Origin of the sequence: Faecalitalea cylindroides (assembly GCF_028321995.1) — a bacterium.
GTDB lineage: Bacteria > Bacillota_I > Bacilli_A > Erysipelotrichales > Erysipelotrichaceae > Faecalitalea > Faecalitalea cylindroides.
Genome location: NZ_JAQLXG010000005.1, coordinates 56,686 through 72,959, shown reverse-complemented (window position 1 = coordinate 72,959; position 16,274 = coordinate 56,686). Strand labels below are relative to the sequence as shown.

The 16,274-nt window shown below is 33.0% G+C and carries 16 protein-coding genes; 5 read left to right on the top strand and 11 right to left on the bottom strand.

What is annotated here, in order from left to right; translation table 11 throughout:
• Positions 1-9 precede the first annotated feature (9 nt).
• Positions 10-1,161, bottom strand: coding sequence for a chloride channel protein (locus PND65_RS04355; protein ID WP_195376346.1), 1,152 nt, complete (start codon positions 1,159-1,161; stop codon positions 10-12).
• Positions 1,162-1,230: 69 nt separating this feature from the next.
• A complete protein-coding gene (locus tag PND65_RS04350) occupies positions 1,231-1,623 on the bottom strand; it encodes a desulfoferrodoxin family protein (RefSeq protein WP_195376347.1) in 393 nt (130 codons plus the stop codon).
• 54 nt (positions 1,624-1,677) lie between these two features.
• On the opposite strand from PND65_RS04350, the gene PND65_RS04345 reads away from it, so the two are divergent.
• Positions 1,678-2,592, top strand: coding sequence for an RluA family pseudouridine synthase (locus PND65_RS04345; RefSeq protein ID WP_195191731.1), 915 nt, complete (start codon positions 1,678-1,680; stop codon positions 2,590-2,592).
• Here the strand turns inward: PND65_RS04345 and PND65_RS04340 are convergent.
• The 4 genes from PND65_RS04340 to PND65_RS04325 all read right to left on the bottom strand — a co-directional run bounded on the left by PND65_RS04340 (position 2,522) and on the right by PND65_RS04325 (position 7,109).
• Positions 2,522-3,823 (bottom strand): patatin-like phospholipase family protein, encoded by a 1,302-nt coding sequence (locus tag PND65_RS04340; protein ID WP_271990713.1) that lies wholly within the window; start codon positions 3,821-3,823, stop codon positions 2,522-2,524. The two genes, PND65_RS04345 and PND65_RS04340, sit on opposite strands and share 71 nt — an antisense overlap.
• 569 nt (positions 3,824-4,392) lie before the next feature.
• Positions 4,393-5,580 carry a cation:proton antiporter gene (locus tag PND65_RS04335; protein ID WP_204714588.1) on the bottom strand — a complete coding sequence of 396 codons (1,188 nt, stop codon included), beginning with the start codon at positions 5,578-5,580 and terminating at the stop codon, positions 4,393-4,395.
• A gap of 16 nt (positions 5,581-5,596) precedes the next feature.
• The gene (locus PND65_RS04330) at positions 5,597-6,481 is read right to left on the bottom strand and encodes an RluA family pseudouridine synthase (protein WP_035402298.1); all 885 of its coding nucleotides are present in this window, start codon (positions 6,479-6,481) and stop codon (positions 5,597-5,599) included.
• Positions 6,468-7,109: an HAD family hydrolase gene (locus PND65_RS04325; RefSeq protein WP_022356373.1), complete on the bottom strand. Its 642-nt coding sequence runs from the start codon at positions 7,107-7,109 to the stop codon at positions 6,468-6,470. Before PND65_RS04325 ends, PND65_RS04330 begins: the two co-directional genes overlap by 14 nt.
• Positions 7,110-7,300: 191 nt before the next feature.
• On the opposite strand from PND65_RS04325, the gene PND65_RS04320 reads away from it, so the two are divergent.
• Both PND65_RS04320 and PND65_RS04315 read left to right on the top strand, forming a co-directional pair.
• Positions 7,301-8,818 (top strand): 4Fe-4S dicluster domain-containing protein, encoded by a 1,518-nt coding sequence (locus PND65_RS04320; protein WP_035402296.1) that lies wholly within the window; start codon positions 7,301-7,303, stop codon positions 8,816-8,818.
• A 58-nt stretch (positions 8,819-8,876) separates the two neighbouring features.
• Positions 8,877-10,811, top strand: coding sequence for an NAD(+) synthase (locus PND65_RS04315; protein ID WP_271990715.1), 1,935 nt, complete (start codon positions 8,877-8,879; stop codon positions 10,809-10,811).
• A gap of 14 nt (positions 10,812-10,825) precedes the next feature.
• On the opposite strand, the gene PND65_RS04310 is transcribed toward PND65_RS04315, so the two are convergent.
• Positions 10,826-11,671, bottom strand: a complete 846-nt coding sequence (locus PND65_RS04310) for a DegV family protein (RefSeq protein ID WP_022355235.1) — start codon at positions 11,669-11,671, stop codon at positions 10,826-10,828.
• A 113-nt stretch (positions 11,672-11,784) separates the two neighbouring features.
• Here PND65_RS04310 and PND65_RS04305 point away from each other — a divergent pair, with 113 nt between their 5' ends.
• Positions 11,785-12,309: a DUF1836 domain-containing protein gene (locus PND65_RS04305; RefSeq protein WP_035402292.1), complete on the top strand. Its 525-nt coding sequence runs from the start codon at positions 11,785-11,787 to the stop codon at positions 12,307-12,309.
• Positions 12,306-12,884, top strand: coding sequence for a hypothetical protein (locus tag PND65_RS04300; protein WP_271990717.1), 579 nt, complete (start codon positions 12,306-12,308; stop codon positions 12,882-12,884). The genes PND65_RS04305 and PND65_RS04300 overlap by 4 nt, the downstream gene beginning before the upstream one ends.
• Before the next feature lie 439 nt (positions 12,885-13,323).
• Here PND65_RS04300 and PND65_RS04295 read toward each other — a convergent pair whose 3' ends face one another.
• The 4 genes from PND65_RS04295 to agaB all read right to left on the bottom strand — a co-directional run bounded on the left by PND65_RS04295 (position 13,324) and on the right by agaB (position 16,241).
• A complete protein-coding gene (locus PND65_RS04295) occupies positions 13,324-13,854 on the bottom strand; it encodes a hypothetical protein (RefSeq protein ID WP_022355238.1) in 531 nt (176 codons plus the stop codon).
• Between the two features lie 137 nt (positions 13,855-13,991).
• Complete coding sequence (locus PND65_RS04290) at positions 13,992-14,939, bottom strand: PTS system mannose/fructose/sorbose family transporter subunit IID (RefSeq protein WP_035402287.1); 948 nt, start codon at positions 14,937-14,939, stop codon at positions 13,992-13,994.
• Positions 14,929-15,738, bottom strand: coding sequence for a PTS sugar transporter subunit IIC (locus tag PND65_RS04285; RefSeq protein ID WP_271990720.1), 810 nt, complete (start codon positions 15,736-15,738; stop codon positions 14,929-14,931). The genes PND65_RS04290 and PND65_RS04285 overlap by 11 nt, the downstream gene beginning before the upstream one ends.
• Before the next feature lie 26 nt (positions 15,739-15,764).
• Complete coding sequence (gene agaB / locus PND65_RS04280) at positions 15,765-16,241, bottom strand: PTS galactosamine transporter subunit IIB (protein WP_271990721.1); 477 nt, start codon at positions 16,239-16,241, stop codon at positions 15,765-15,767.
• Between the last annotated feature and the right edge of the window lie 33 nt (positions 16,242-16,274).

Here is a 16,274-nt window from a genome sequence, read left to right as displayed (position 1 = left end):
CTTCTTTTTTTATCGCGATGGATATATTGAAACAGTGCAATTTGATAAATAACCTATAATCCCAATAATCAAACAAGGTAATAGAAAATCAAGCCCGAATACTTCTAAGATCAATACCATTCCAGTTAAATATGCATTAGTTGCGCTCATAAACACAGTTCCATACCCTAATGCAGAACAAAAGAAAACTGGAAAACCTAATATATGTCCAAGCATATATCCACTTAAAGCTCCAATTGAAAATAAAGGAGTTACTTCTCCACCATAAAAACCTGCAGCAGCACTTAAAAGTGTTAATATAAATTTAAATAAAATGTCACTTTTAAGAACATTTCCGTTTATAAATACTTCCTCTATTAAATTTTCACCTGATCCTGAATATCGACCTTGTGTAAAGATCATAAACATCATTATCATTAGACTCAATATAATAATACGATACTTGTTATTGGGTAACTTTTCATTTATAAATTTTTTTAAACTGTTTAAACTAAATGCAAACGCTTTGCCAATTAAAGTCAAACACAAAATTAAAATTAGCAGCTTTATAATATTCTTTATTTCTACAGCAAAACTGTATTGAAAGACATAGGAAACTCGATGAAAACCAAATAGTGCTGCACAAAGGGTTGCCATAGACGAAGATATCAAACAAGGTATGATTGCTTTATATTGGAATTTTTTTGTGTTAAATACTTCGCAGGCAAAAACAGTAGAAGTGATTGGACAACAAAAGAGACCTGAAAAAGCGGCAGCCACTCCCATCGGTATGACATATTCAATAACATTCATCCGATTACAAAAATGTTTTGAAATCGCAGCCCCCATTTGCATAGATACTCCAGCTCTACCAGTACTAACACCACAAAAATGAGATATTAAACAAGATACAAGTGCGAAACAAGCATTCTTCAATGATAAAGAACTGTTTTCATTCTTCTCGGCTTTGAAAACAACATCCATTCCGTTCTTCTCTTTTAATTGTGATTGAGCCAATAAAATCAAGATACCTGCAAATGGAATCAATAAAAAGATATAGGGCATAAATTGAGCTCTATACCAGTTTGCCTGATTTACCAAAATTTTAAAGAAAGACTCGATAGTTCCAACTATTGTTCCAACACCGACAGCCGCTAAAATCAATATAATATATTTCTTCATCCTAATTTCCCTTGTTATATATTATATACCATAAAAAAATCTTTACAGCAAAGCTGTAAAGATCATTGATTATTCAATTGTAATAGTAGTCTTCCACAAACCATGTAAGTTGCAATATTCGTAAATAGTAACTTCACCAGTGCGACCCTTTATATCAAATTCAGTATGTGGTTTATTATTTGGCGTTAATCCAGATCTTTCGATACTTCCATCGGCAAATTCTGCCCAAATTGATGTGATCCAATGCTCTGGTGTCATCGGATGATCTACACTACCAACATTAATAATTAGCTTATCTCCTTCAACGCTTACTACTGGAACATGTTTTTCAGTAGCTGCATCTGTGTCTCCTGCTTTTAATAAACGAGCTGGTTTTCCACAGCAAACAATTTCTCTTTGTGCATCAACTGGATCAATCACTTCATATACAGTCTTGCATACATCACACTTATAAATATTCATAATAGAACCTCCTCTTTATATTGACATTATATCAATGTTCGAGATAATTAGTCTATGAATATGCTCAACAAAATAAAAACAATTCGCTGCAACAACAATTTAGTATATGTGGTCTTAAAACAGGATATGGAAATACAGCAATTTTATGAGGTGTTCTACATTTCTAAAAATCGCCAAAAACTATTTAACATCAATGCCGATGCTATACTGTACGCCAATAAAACATATACAATCACGACAAGACGAAAAAACGAACACATTCAGACAAGTCCTCATGACATAGAAATTGTATATGAAGACGATATTTGCCTTATTGTCAACAAGCCAACAAATTTATTAATTCACGATGATGGTGCAAGTCCTGATACACTTTGTTCACGAGTAAATTTTTATACTCTTTGTAATAATTACAAGTTTTTCGCTTACCCTATTCATCGAATTGATAAAGAGACAAGTGGTCTTGTTTTCTTTGTCAAACATCCTTTCTTTCACAGTTTTTTTGATCATCAAATCCAGGAACATATCATAAAAAAACAATATTTAGGTGTTGTACAAGGAACTTTTCCATATCGACATAAACATATAGAAAAGCCAATCTCAAGAGATCGACACGATGCAAAAAAGATGATTGTCTCCAACAAAGGAAAAACAGCCATCACAGATGTATATAAAGTAACAACGAAAGATCACTATTCACTATTAAGCATTGGTATTAAGACAGGACGAAAACATCAGATACGCACACACCTAAAATACATAGGGTACCCTATTGTTAATGATCCATTATACGGACATATCTTAGATAATCGAAAACTCTTATTAGAAAGCTATGCAATCGATTTTTATCACCCTTTAGAGAATAGATTTATTCACATACAAGCCCCAATAGATCCGCGTTTTAAACCATTCTCACATATTGATCTAACAAGCACCATAAAGATGCCATTGCATAAGACACATCAAAAATAGATTTTAATGGTTCATAGGTAATTGGAAGTCTATATCCATTTCCTTTTAACAGCCCATAGAAGTAGACAACAATATCTTCTTTATGGGCATTTTTTAATATTTTTATCGCATCCATAAAACTTATTGGTCGCTGTATAGGCTGTATCGTGCGAAGTCTCTGTAATACTTCTTTTATAAAGTCTTTCCAATCATAAAGATTGACTGCATCCGTTCCTGAACACAAAGCTAAAGCTTCCAACAACATTCCAAATTGGTACATTTCAAAGTATGAATTTATTAATTTTTTTGGTCTATATCCTAATACAGAACTAATAGCTTTATAGAAAAAATCATCTTCGAAGAGAATACCATGATTTTTGAATACCATTTTTGCGTATTGTTCAAAGCGATAAATATCCGGCCAGGAACCACGATTAAATGTATAAACATATCCGCTAAATTCATTGAGGTATTTCATTGTTTCTAAATAACCTAATCGAAGTGAACGAATCCCCTGTTCCGTTCTAAAATCTAAAAAATTAGTTAACGGTAGTATGGGTTCAATATAAAGTGAAATTTCATTTTGATTTATCGTATTATTTCGTCCCGGTCCATGAACATCTATGACAATGATCTTATCTGCATTCATTTCTTTAATCAAAGAAATCGGCACATTATCAGCATAGCCACCATCAATATATTTTTGTCCACCTATATCCATCATTGGAAATGCTGGAAAACAAGATGCACTCGCCATAATGATAGAGACTGCCTGTTCACATGATATGTCTTTTTTATAAAAAGGTTGTGCTTGCATTTTTGATACATTATACGTCATACACGCATATTCGATATTGGAATGGATAAATCGGTCATAATCAAACATCTTTTCAAAAGAATGGACCAATGGTGAAATATCATTTGATTTTTCTTTAATAAAATGTTCGAGAAATGTTTTAATCTGTTCTTTGTTTTCTAAAACATCATTAAAATTATCAGGAAATTCAAAAAAATCTTTCACAATTTGTCCGGGAGATATGGCATACACAAAATCTACAACTTCATCTATTGTTTGCTGAGTATAAATAGCACCAATAATAGCCCCTATACTGGTTCCTGCTACACAATCAAACTTTATATTGCATTCTTCAAATGCCTGTAAAGAACCAACCTCATAACAACCCTTTGCTCCTCCACCACCTAATACTAAACCATTTTTCATAACGCTAGTATACCATAAAACATATACCATATAGTAAAACCTTTTAATATAGATATATAAGCGCCAAAGCATAAACAAGTAATAAATGGAATTAATTTTTTATTTGAGCAAGCATAAAATAACAAACCTATAAAAATTGCAATGAATACACATATAAACATTCTTTCAAAACCAAGAATCAAGCCAAGCACAAATAGGATCCCTATATCAGCACTTCCTATCCAATCCTGCTTACAAAAATACATTAAAGAAGCAATAAAGCTAAATAATATGCCAGATAAATGTATTGAATCGAAAAAACATACAGTCAAGATCAAACTGAATACACCCCATATCTTAGAAATATAGTAAGTTTTATAGTCTTGCAATCCTAAACAACACAGATATAGTTGAAACAATATAAGTCGATAAAAGTCCTTATTGGATCCAAAATATAATGTTACCATACTTAAAAATATAAATAGAATTGTTCCAAATCCCATATATCGTTTCTCAAGAAAGTAAACTAAGTATATCCAAAGAAGAACGATACATAAAATAATAAAAAAGATCTTCATACTATATAGTATGAAGATCAAAAGTGACAAATACATGACAAATTATGCATTTACGAAATCAGGATCATTTTCTTCTTTTTTATAAACAAGTTTTAATAATATTGGTGTTACAACTGTCGTAAATACAACACATAATAAAACTGGCGTCACAAATAATTCAGGTAATAATCCTAAGGCCATACCTTTATCGGCGACAATCAAGGCTACTTCACCACGAGAAACCATTCCACAGCCAATTCGAATACATTGTTTTGGTGAATACTTACATATTAGAGCACCTAAGCCACAACCTATGATCTTTGATACTACTGCAACAATACATAAAACCACAACTAGAATCAATAAACTGGAAGTTAAATGAACTGGTGAAAGTTTTAATCCGATGTTCGCAAAGAAAATTGGTGTGATCAACATATATGATAAAGTTCCAATACGTTTCTCTACATAAGCACATTGGCTTGTTCCAGAAATAATCAATCCGGCAACAAAACTACCTGTGATATCAGCAACACCAAAGAATGCTTCAGAAGCATAAGCCATTAACAAAGCAAATGAGAATGAAACGATTGAATAACGTTGCAGACCACCACGTGAATCGTGATTAAACCACCATGCAAAAGCTTTATGAAGAATAACACCAGCGACAACCGAGAACACAAAGAATGCAAGTATCTTTAATAATACCATTGTAATATCTACTGAACTATCAGCCATTCCTGTTACCAAAGTTAAGGCAACGATACCTAATACATCATCAATAACAGCTGCTGCAAGAATCGTATTCCCACTTTCTGTACTCATACAACCCATTTCTTTTAATGTTTCTACAGTAATACCTACACTTGTAGCCGTTAAAATGACACCTAAGAACAAATTATGCAACCATGCCTCTGGTCCAACATTATAGAATGATGCTACAACATATCCCATTCCTAATGGAACCAATACTCCTAATACCGCAATAATAAAAGCTTTTAATCCAGCTTTTTTTAGATCGCTCACGCTTGTCTCCAAACCTGCGGCAAACATCAATACGATAACACCTATTTCTGAAAGAGAATTGATCAAATCGCTTGGCCCAACGATATTTAAAAAAGCAGGACCTAGAACAATTCCGGCAATCAATGCCCCCACCACACTAGGCATTCGAAGTTTTTTAGAAAATAATCCAAAAAGTTTAGTTGATAATAGAATCAAAGCTATATCCAATAAATAGCGGTAACTTTCCATGATGGCTCCTCCTAATTTAATCTTTTATTACAAATTCATGGATTGGTAATGAAAGATCTAGCTGATCAAAACGCAACTTATACGCAATCAGCTGAATATTCATATTTTTTCCTTTATAACCGTATTTCTTATCCCCGACCAGAGGGTGTGAAATACTCGACATCAACGCTCTAATTTGATGAAACCTTCCTGTGTGAAGCTCAATTTCTACCCAGGTATTCATTTTATCCTGCATCAAGACGTTTCCTTCCATATAAGCAATCTTATATCCATCTTTAGGATAATCGGAAACAAGAGCTTTAGTCTTATTTTTATACATATATTTTTTTATGACAAAATTTTTATCTTCTAGATGACCAGATACATATGCTTTATAGTACTTGTGTATTCTTCTTTGTGCTATTGCTTCATTTATAATCCTTGATGCATTAGCATTTTTAGCTGCTATGACAAGTCCTCGTGTATTACGATCTAATCGATTGCAAATGCCTGGTGCAAAGCTGTGTGCATTATTTGGATCGTATTCATTCTTCTCATATAGATAACCCTGAATTCTAGATACAAGTGTATCTTGTGTTTGAGAAGTATCGCTTTGCGATAGCAATCCCACTGGCTTATTAACAATCAATATATTCTCATCTTCATAAATAACATCAAGTTGATTTGAAATGAAATTAGATTCCCTTTGTTTCTCATTCAAAAACTGAGGAGGCAAAAACAAAAGCACAATATCTCCTTTATTCAAGATCTGATCATATGTACAACGTTTTCGATTTACTTTTATCTTTTTGTTACGTATTGCTTTATACATCAAAGATCGTGAAAGATCAGGAAACATTTTCAATAAAAACTTATCCAGTCTTTGATTTGCATCATCTTGTAAGATTTCAATTTGTTTCATAAATGATTTCTAAACTTTCTAATAAACTGTCTGCGATAATGGCATCAACTCTTTCTAATTTTTGTCTTGACTGATGGCCTGTTGTAACCAGGATACAATTTGCTTTAAGCGTATTAGCAACTTCATAGTCATGAATGCTGTCGCCAACAAACCAAATCTCATCTTCTAAAGAACAACTCTCAACATATTTTCTTGCCAGCTCTTTCTTGCTGGAAGCATAGATGTTTTCGATTCCATGAACAGAATCTACATAATCTAAAATGTCGAATTTTTCTATTTGTTTTAAAAGATAATCTTTTCTACTGGCAGAAAGGATACATTGGGGAAAACCAAAAAAATGAGCTTTTCTCAGTGTTTCATAAACATCTTCAAAAAGCTGACAATCATAACTTTTTTCCTGGTAATCTTTCATGTATTCACCAGCCAAAACTTCATACGGAGTCTTATCAAAATTAAATCCAGCTTTTTGATAATAATTTTGAATTGGAAATTCAAATATATCACGATAAGCAGCTAAATCTATTAAAGGATCCAGATTTTTTGAAACCAATAGACGATTGATGCATTCAAAACAAAGATTTACATCATTTAATAAGGTCCCATTCCAATCCCATACAATCCTTTTCATTGATAAAAATCCTCCTTGAATGATTATAACACTTTAAAAAAGAAAAAAAAGTTTAAGTTGCACATGAAAACGATATCATTTATAGTGTTCCCATTTTATACCTGGCTCTTTTATTGTGAAAAAAATAACTTTAATTGTTTCCATAACGAGAAATGTTCGTTATAATGTTATGGAGAGAGTAAGGAGGAAATATGCGAGGAATTTATAACTCAGTAACCGATATAAGACGTAAAGTATTTGCTGCCATTGCCAAAATGGCATATGATGACAATACCGATTACGCAAAACGAATTGAAGAGATCCCATATGAGATCTTGCCGGGTACGAAAGCAAAATATCGTAATAGTATTTTCCTGGAACGAGCTATCATTGGAGAAAGATTACGTTTAGGAATGGGACTTCCTGTACGTGAAATGTCAGAATACGGGGCTTTATCAGATGGTATCGAAGAAAGTACTATTGCTAAAAAATACTATGATGATCCTCTGATCAACATTGTAAAATTTGCCTGCAATGCCTGCCCTGAAAAAAAAGTATTTGTAACAAATGCCTGTCAAGGATGTCTTTCTCATCAATGTACAGAAGTATGTCCTAAAGATGCGATCCATATCGTAGATGGAAAAAGCTTCATTGATCAGGAAAAATGTATTAAATGTGGTCGTTGTATGGATGCTTGTCCTTATAAAGCTATCACAAAAATTGAAAGACCATGTGCTGCAAGTTGTGGTATGGATGCCATCAGCAGCGATGAAGATGGAAAAGCTGTTATCGATTACGATAAATGTGTAAGCTGCGGTCAGTGTTTAGTAAACTGTCCATTTGGTGCAATCATTGATAAAGGTCAGATTTTCCAGACAATTTATGCCATGAAAGAAGGATATAAAGTCATTGCGGCTATTGCTCCAGCTTTTGTAGGTCAATTTGGTCCTACTGTAACACCAGATAAAGTTAAAAACGCGTTGAAAGAACTTGGATTTGCCGATGTTGTTGAAGTTGCTATTGGAGCTGACTTGTGTACGATTGAAGAGGCCGAAGACTTCTTGGATAAAGTTCCTGAAAAACAACCATTTATGGCAACAAGTTGTTGTCCTGCCTGGTCTGTAATGGCTAAAAAACAATTCCCTCAGTTTGCATCTTATATTTCAATGGCTTTAACACCAATGGTATTAACTGGCCGCATGATCAAAAAAGATAATCCAGATGCAAAAGTTGTCTTCATTGGTCCTTGTGCTGCTAAGAAATTGGAAGCAAGTCGTAAATCCATACGAAGCGATATCGACTTCGTATTAACGTTTGAAGAAGTTATGGGTATGTTTGAAGCCAAAGGTATCGATTTAAGTGCTGTTGAAGGTGGAGAGCCTCTTGAAGAAGGTACAAATTCTGGACGTGGATTTGCCGTGAGCGGTGGTGTTGCTAAAGCTGTTAAAGATTTGATCAACAAAAAACATCCGGAAGTTGATGTTAAGATACAGAATGCTGAAGGCTTAAAGAATTGCCGTACAATGCTAATGATGGCTAAAGCCGGAAGATTGGATGGATACCTATTAGAAGGTATGGCTTGCCCTGGCGGATGTGTTGCTGGAGCCGGTACATTACAACCAATCACAAAATCAAGTGTTTTAGTTAAAAAATATGCTAACGAAAACGAAAAACAAACTTCGGATGAATCAGCATATTCTGATCGTCTGCACGAACTATCAAATAGCTAAAAAAGAGATGGATTATTCCATCTTTTTTTTTTATACTATAAAAGAATGTGAGGTAATTATGAAACGATATCAATTTTATAAAGTTGCCAGTGCAACACCTGAAGTATTTATTGGTGATCCTGCTGCAAATAAACTTGAAATTCTTAAGATCATGTCAGAACTTGATCCTGACACGCAACTTGTTGTATTTCCTGAACTTGCATTAAGTGGATACACATGCCAGGATTTATTTTTAGAGGATGTCCTATTAAGAAATGTACGTATTGAATTAGAAGATCTAGTATCTAAGATGCCACAAAATCTTTTGGCCATAGTTGGGCTTCCATTAGTCATTGAAAATCGTCTCTATAACTGTGCAGCTTTTATTCGTAAAAATGAGGTTCTTGCGATACAGGCAAAAACTTATATCCCCTCTTATAATGAATTCTATGAAACAAGATGGTTTTCAAGTGGTAGAGAACTTCCTAAAAATGCAACTGTAACACTTTTAGATAAAGCGGTTATGGTCTCTAATGATATTCTGGTAGAAGATCTTACGACCGGAGCTAAAATTGCTGTTGAAATCTGTGAAGATCTTTGGGTACCAATTCCAGTTAGCACAAAACTTGCTTTAGCTGGATCCAATATCCTGTGCAATTGCTCCGCTTCTAATGAAATCATCTCAAAAGAATCCTATCGAAGAAATCTAGTCATTCACCAAAGTGCTTCGACATACTCAGCTTATATCTATTCAAGTGCTGGAACTAGTGAAAGTACAAGTGATCTTGTTTTCTCTAATCATAATTTAATCGCTGAAAATGGTTATCTGCTTAAAGAGACAACGATCAAGGACAGAAAAAAATTTATTAGCAGTGAAATTGACCTTCAACATTTAATAAGTGATCGAATTCATTTCAAAACAAGCTTCGAAGATTCTTATTCATGCACATGTATTCAAATAAGATCCAATCCAATTGATTCGATCCAGTTAACAAGACCAGTCAATGCTTATCCATTTGTTCCACAAGATAAACAAAAACGAATTGAAAGATGTCATGAAATCTTAAACATTCAGGCTCATGGTCTAGCAACTCGTTTAAAAAAGATACATTGTCAAGATGTCGTCATTGGAATCAGTGGCGGGTTGGACTCAACATTAGCTTTATTAGTTTGCGCTAAAGCGTTTGAAATTAACAAATTTGACACAAAAGGAATTCATGCTATCACAATGCCTGGATTTGGTACAACGCATAGAACTAAGAACAATGCACAAATTTTAATGGACATTCTACAGGTCGATTCAAAAGAGATATCAATCGTACCAAGTGTTAACCAGCATTTTATCGATATTAGCCAAGACCCAAATAAACACGATATTACTTATGAGAATTCACAAGCTCGTGAGAGAACACAGATCTTAATGGACCTTGCCAATAAGACAAATGGTCTTGTGGTTGGAACTGGTGATTTAAGTGAATTAGCTCTAGGCTGGTGTACATATAACGGAGATCACATGAGCATGTATGCAGTCAATGCCAGTGTTCCTAAAACTTTAGTACGTTATATTTGTGAAAGTGTAGCTTTAGATGCAAAACAATCAAACAATCTTAAATTATATAATGTATTAATGGACATTTGTGATACACCTGTATCTCCTGAACTATTACCACCTGATTCTCATGGTAAGATCCAACAGAAAACTGAAGAAGTTTTAGGATCGTATGATTTACACGATTTCTTCTTATATCATATGCTTCGTCATCATGAAGAACCTAAAAAAATCTTCGATTTAGCTAAATTAGCATTCCAGTCTGTTGATTCAAATGTTATATTAAAAGCTGTCCAAACTTTCTATTCACGCTTCTTTACTCAGCAGTTTAAAAGAAACTGTATGCCAGATGGTGTAAAAGTAGGTTCGATTTGTTTTTCTCCTCGAGGTGATTGGCGAATGCCTAGCGATGCATCTAGAAATCTTTGGCTTAAACAAGTTAACGAATTAAATGAGCAGGACTAAGATCCTGCTCATTATTATTTTACGATTTTAATAGCTTGAATTGCACAACATTTAGGACCTCCCTGAGTAATAAATACAGGTGATAGATCAAATATTTCAATAGTTGCATTTGGATATTTTTCAACCAGTGCTTTTTTCACTTTAGAAGCTGTTTCTTCATTAAATGCATGAGATATAGATATATGATATGAATCATCTACATTGCGATTATCGAATTCTTCAAAAATTGAAAGAACCACTTTTTTTAATGTTCGATTTACCGAATGCTTTTCTAAACAGCGTCCATCATCTGATTTTTTCATACAGACAACAAGTTTTAACAAGCCGCCCAAACCAGCTGCTGTCTTTGAAACTCTTCCTCCTCTTTGAAGAAAATCAAAATCAAAAGGTATCAAAAAGGATACATCAGTTTTTGCAGATTCCTCTAACATATATAAAATTTCTTCTTTTGTTTTTCCATCTTTGGCCATTTTTAACGCTTCATTAACCAAAACTCTATGTGGTCCACATAAAGTTTTTGAATTAAATACAGAAATATTATCTGGATAATTACAGCTTTCTTTAGCCATTAAAGCTGAATCGTATGTTCCACTTAAACCAGCCGCCATGGTGATATCAATAACGTCTTGATCTTTACCATATTGATTATATAAATCCATTTTTTCTCCAATTGGAGGTTGTGATGATGTAGGAATTGCTCCATTTTCAATCTTACATAATAAAGTGTCAGAATCTATTGTTTCAAATTCGCGATAATTATCTTTTCCTATTATTACAACTAAAGGTGTAATTTCTAGACCTATATTCATCGCTTGAGATTTTGAATATAATGTTGATGAATCTGAAAGTATTTGAACCATTGTTTTATCCTCATTTCTATACATCCATATTATACTTTCTGGTTTCGAAAGTCAATATATCTGGTTTTAAAAACCATATTGATTAGCAAAACAAAATGTGATATTGTAAGCACATGAAAAATATAGAAGAAATACATAAATCGTTAATAAGTTTTAAATTACCTCGATGGAAAGATCTTCCTGATTTTGATATTTATATGGATCAAGTCATTTTTTATATTAATCAAGAACTCTCACCTCTTTTTTTTGAGGAAAAAGTTATAACATCTAATATGGTAAATAATTATGTAAAAAATAGCATTGTCAAACCGCCAATTAAAAAGCATTATAAACGTTATCATCTCGCATTTTTAATAGTAGTTTGTATTCTTAAAAGATGTTATTCTTTGGCCGAAATATCCAAATTAATAGAAATCCAAAATGAGATGGAACACAGTGATCTTGAAAAAGCATATGATGCATTTTCAATTTGTTTTGAAGAATGTTTACATGCTACTTTTGCAGATGGCGATGATAAAAACCTTCAATACAATGCATCAAATTGGCAAAAGCAATTACTATACAATGTGGTTCGTTCAATCGTTTATAAATTATACGCAGAAGTAGATTTATTAGATAAGAAAGGTAGTATTTTATGACAAAAAAAACATATCCTGCATTATACACAACAAGTGTTAAAGGTACCAATTTTCATCATTCTGGTATATACCCAACTTTATACTTTAAAATTCTTCCTGATGAACAAAGATATCAAAATGATTTAGATTATCGTGAATATATGGACTTTATAAGCCATGAACCATATGATGCAATTGTAAATAAATTTTTATTATCTATTCCAACTAAAATAACAAATGATAAACAAGCTTTTCTACTATTTAAAACTAATGTTGACATCCAAACTGTTAAGCAATTTTGCATTGCCATGTTAGATGAAATTAATTATTTTACAGGTACAAATCATAAAGCAGACTATTACATGACTGAAACCATACTTTTAGAAATCGGGAAAACACCTTCAATTTTTAAATCTTCCAAAATTGGTGAAAAATTAACTAAAACAAATTTAGTAAGTGTAAATAAGATAATTCTTGAAGGAAGCAGTAATAACAATGACAACGGTATTCTAACCTCCTTCGAGACATATTTATACATGAAAAATCAAAATAAGAATGAAGAACAAGATAACGATGAAGAAATCGTAGTTTGGTAACGAAACCTAATTCAAATACATACTTTGAGAATCTGAATACACTATATAGCCTCTCGAGCATACATAAAAACATTAATCAAAATATTTAATACTAATTAGATTAATTAGGAAACATTTCACAATTATACAGAAATATTTCCTTTTATTTTTTTATATCTTCTGTAAATTATTAGGTGATCTTATATATGTCTAAAAACTTATGTAAATAAAAACATGTAGCATTTCTTGTGATATGATGATTTTTTATATAGAGTATATTGATTACACTTAATTTTTGAGTATTAATATTTTATATAAATTGATGAAATCTAAGCATATAAAATTAATAATAATTGTTTGTTAAACATCGTATTAATAAATTAAAAAGGATCTTAAAGTCAGGGAGCTCAGACTCTAAGATCCTTTTCAAATACCAATTTTTTACCAAAATCAAAAATACTTATGATTTCCTTTTTGAGAATGCATAAAACTGTATTAATCCATAAAAAACACAAACTATCATGATTAACCAACAAAATGCTAAAGAAACTCCTACATACGATTTATCATAACCGTTATATAAAATCAATATTCCTAGAGCAATGTACAGAACAGCCTTCAAAAGCATTTTAGTTGGGTCTTGTTTATTTAAAACATCAATATATCCAATATATTCAGATTTATTAAACTTCTTAACTTTTTGTTTCTCTTTTAAAAAGACTCTAAATTTGTATTCCAAGAAAACAAAAATAAAAATAGTTAATATGTTAGACAACAACACAGAAGCATGGAATAAAGTAAATAGAGTTTGTAAAACAATAAAAGAAGACACCCCTATAATGTATCTATATCGATAAAACGAAAACATTTTAAAATCAAAAGTAGGAATATATACAGCATTTTTCATTAAAAAATCCTTGTAAATGATCCTCCCCTTTTTATCTTCGTAAATATTCAAACCATAAATAGAATTATCATTATTAAGCGACATAAGCGATCTCCTATCTAAACAATAAGATTATATAATTTTAAAAGCATATAAATCAAGATAATAAACAATGAAAGCCAGGAAAATAATCCTGGCTTAAGTTTAATTCGTTAAAGGTAGAGAGAATTTTACCTTTCTTACTATAGTACAGTCCAAGGAACTGGTACTAATGGTTGATATCCACCAGCCCAGATACCGAATACAGCACCTACGATACCAATTACTAACATCAAACCGATGCACTTAACAGGAGTCCATCCTTTTTTCTTGATTAAGAAGAAGCACAATAACGTTAATAATAATGGAATCAAGCAAGGCAATACTTTATCAAAATAATCTTGAATATTGATAAATACTGGTTGCATTTCGGTTACAGTTTCAGTAACTACTTCTTTTCCATCAACAACAAGTTTTTCAACTTCAGCAGCTGTTTCACCATTAGGAACAGAAATACCTAGTTTAGTACCTCCACCATAGTTAGCAATCAAAGCACCTACGATGAATACACCAAGTACAGATGCAGCATGAGTAAATTCTTTAGCATATTTAGTCATAGCTGTAATAGCTTTAGTACCCATGTTATAAGACCAATACAATAATCCATAACGTAGAGCCATTTCAACACCAAAGATGAATACAAAATACAAGATTGGACCGACGATACTTCCATCAATAGCCATCTGAGCAGTCATACCTGCAACGATTGGAACTAATGACATCCAGAACAATGCATCACCAATTCCACCTAATGGAGCAGCAGTAGAGATACGTACTGAACGAATTGTCTGAATATCCATTTTCTGTTGTTCCATTGAAAGAACGATACCCATAACAAATGTAACGATAAATGGGTGTGTATTTAAGAAATCCATATTGTGAGTCATAGATGTAGCTAAGTCATCTTTATTAGTATGGATTTTTTGAAGACCTGGAAGAATAGCCCATAACCAACCAGCAGACTGCATACGTTCATAGTTGAAGCATGCCTGTAACTGCATAGATCTCCAAGCCATTCTATTCAATGTTTTGTTGTCTAATCTAGGAGCAGGCGTTAGATCTTTATATTGAGTCATGTTATTAGATTCCATCGCTCATACCTCCCATTCCATTTCCAGCGTTTTCTTTAATATTTTTTGTTTGCATGAAATCATTAATTGCTAATGCAATACCTAAGAATGCAACTAAGATCAATGCAGCAGATGCTGTTGATTCCAAACCACCAAATAATAATGCCATTGCAAATCCAGCTAATAAGTAACCCCATAGATCGTTAGCTAACATTATCTTCAATAGGATTGCGAATCCAACGAAACGCATCATACCACCAGCAGCACTTAGACCACCCATGAACCAGCTTGCATTTTCGCTTAAAGAGTTCAAAGCATCGCTTGCAGCAGTACCACCAACATAAGCAACGATAGCGATTACTGCAAACAATGAACCTAACATTAACATATGAATGTTCAATACATTAGTGATACCTTTAGGATTTGCTTCTGCAGCAGCTTTATCAGCTTTAGCCATTAAACCAGATGCAACAGAGAAAACCAATGTAACGATATACTGACCGAATGTAGCGAAGATCATACATGCACCTAAAGCAGCATTAACATCCATATTTGCTTTAACGGCAAAAATCATTGCAACTACACCACCCAATACAGCGTTAGGAGGCTGAGCTCCACCGATAGGCATATTACCAACCATCATAAGCTCGTAAGTACCACCAACTACTAAACCAGTATTGATATCACCAAGAATCGCTCCCATAATAGGACAAGCAACCATTGGACGATATAATACTTCTGTTAGTGAGAATTGATCAATCGCAAAGATAAATGTAGCAATTGCCAATAATACTAACTCAATTACGTTAATATCTCCCATATTAACTTATTCTCCTTTCAAAATACTTATTTAAAAAGTTTGTCTGTGCTTTCAGGAGCTGTATCAGGAACACGCTGAATTGATAATTCAACTCCTAGTTCTTGAAGCTTTTTGAAAGCATCAACATCATTATCATCAACTGCAACTGTTGTTGCAACTTGACGCTTTCCGTCAGCCATGTGCATGTTACCAATATTTAATTTCTTAATTGGAACACCACCCTCCACAAGTTTTAGGACATCCTGTGGATTCTCACAAATGATGAAAATTTTCTGAGCTGGACTAGCTTTTCCTATGATATCGATTGTCTTCTGAATAGAGAAGAAACGAGTCTGTGCATAGGCTGGAGCAGCCATGTTCATTAATCCCTGACGGAACTCATCATTTGCTACAGCATCATTCGCAACTAACAATAGGTTGGCACCTAAAACACCACACCATTGAGTTGCAACCTGACCATGAATTAAACGGTTGTCAATTCTAGTCAACAAAATGTTTGGCATAAATCTCTCTCCTTTCTAGGTGATAGCGCTTTC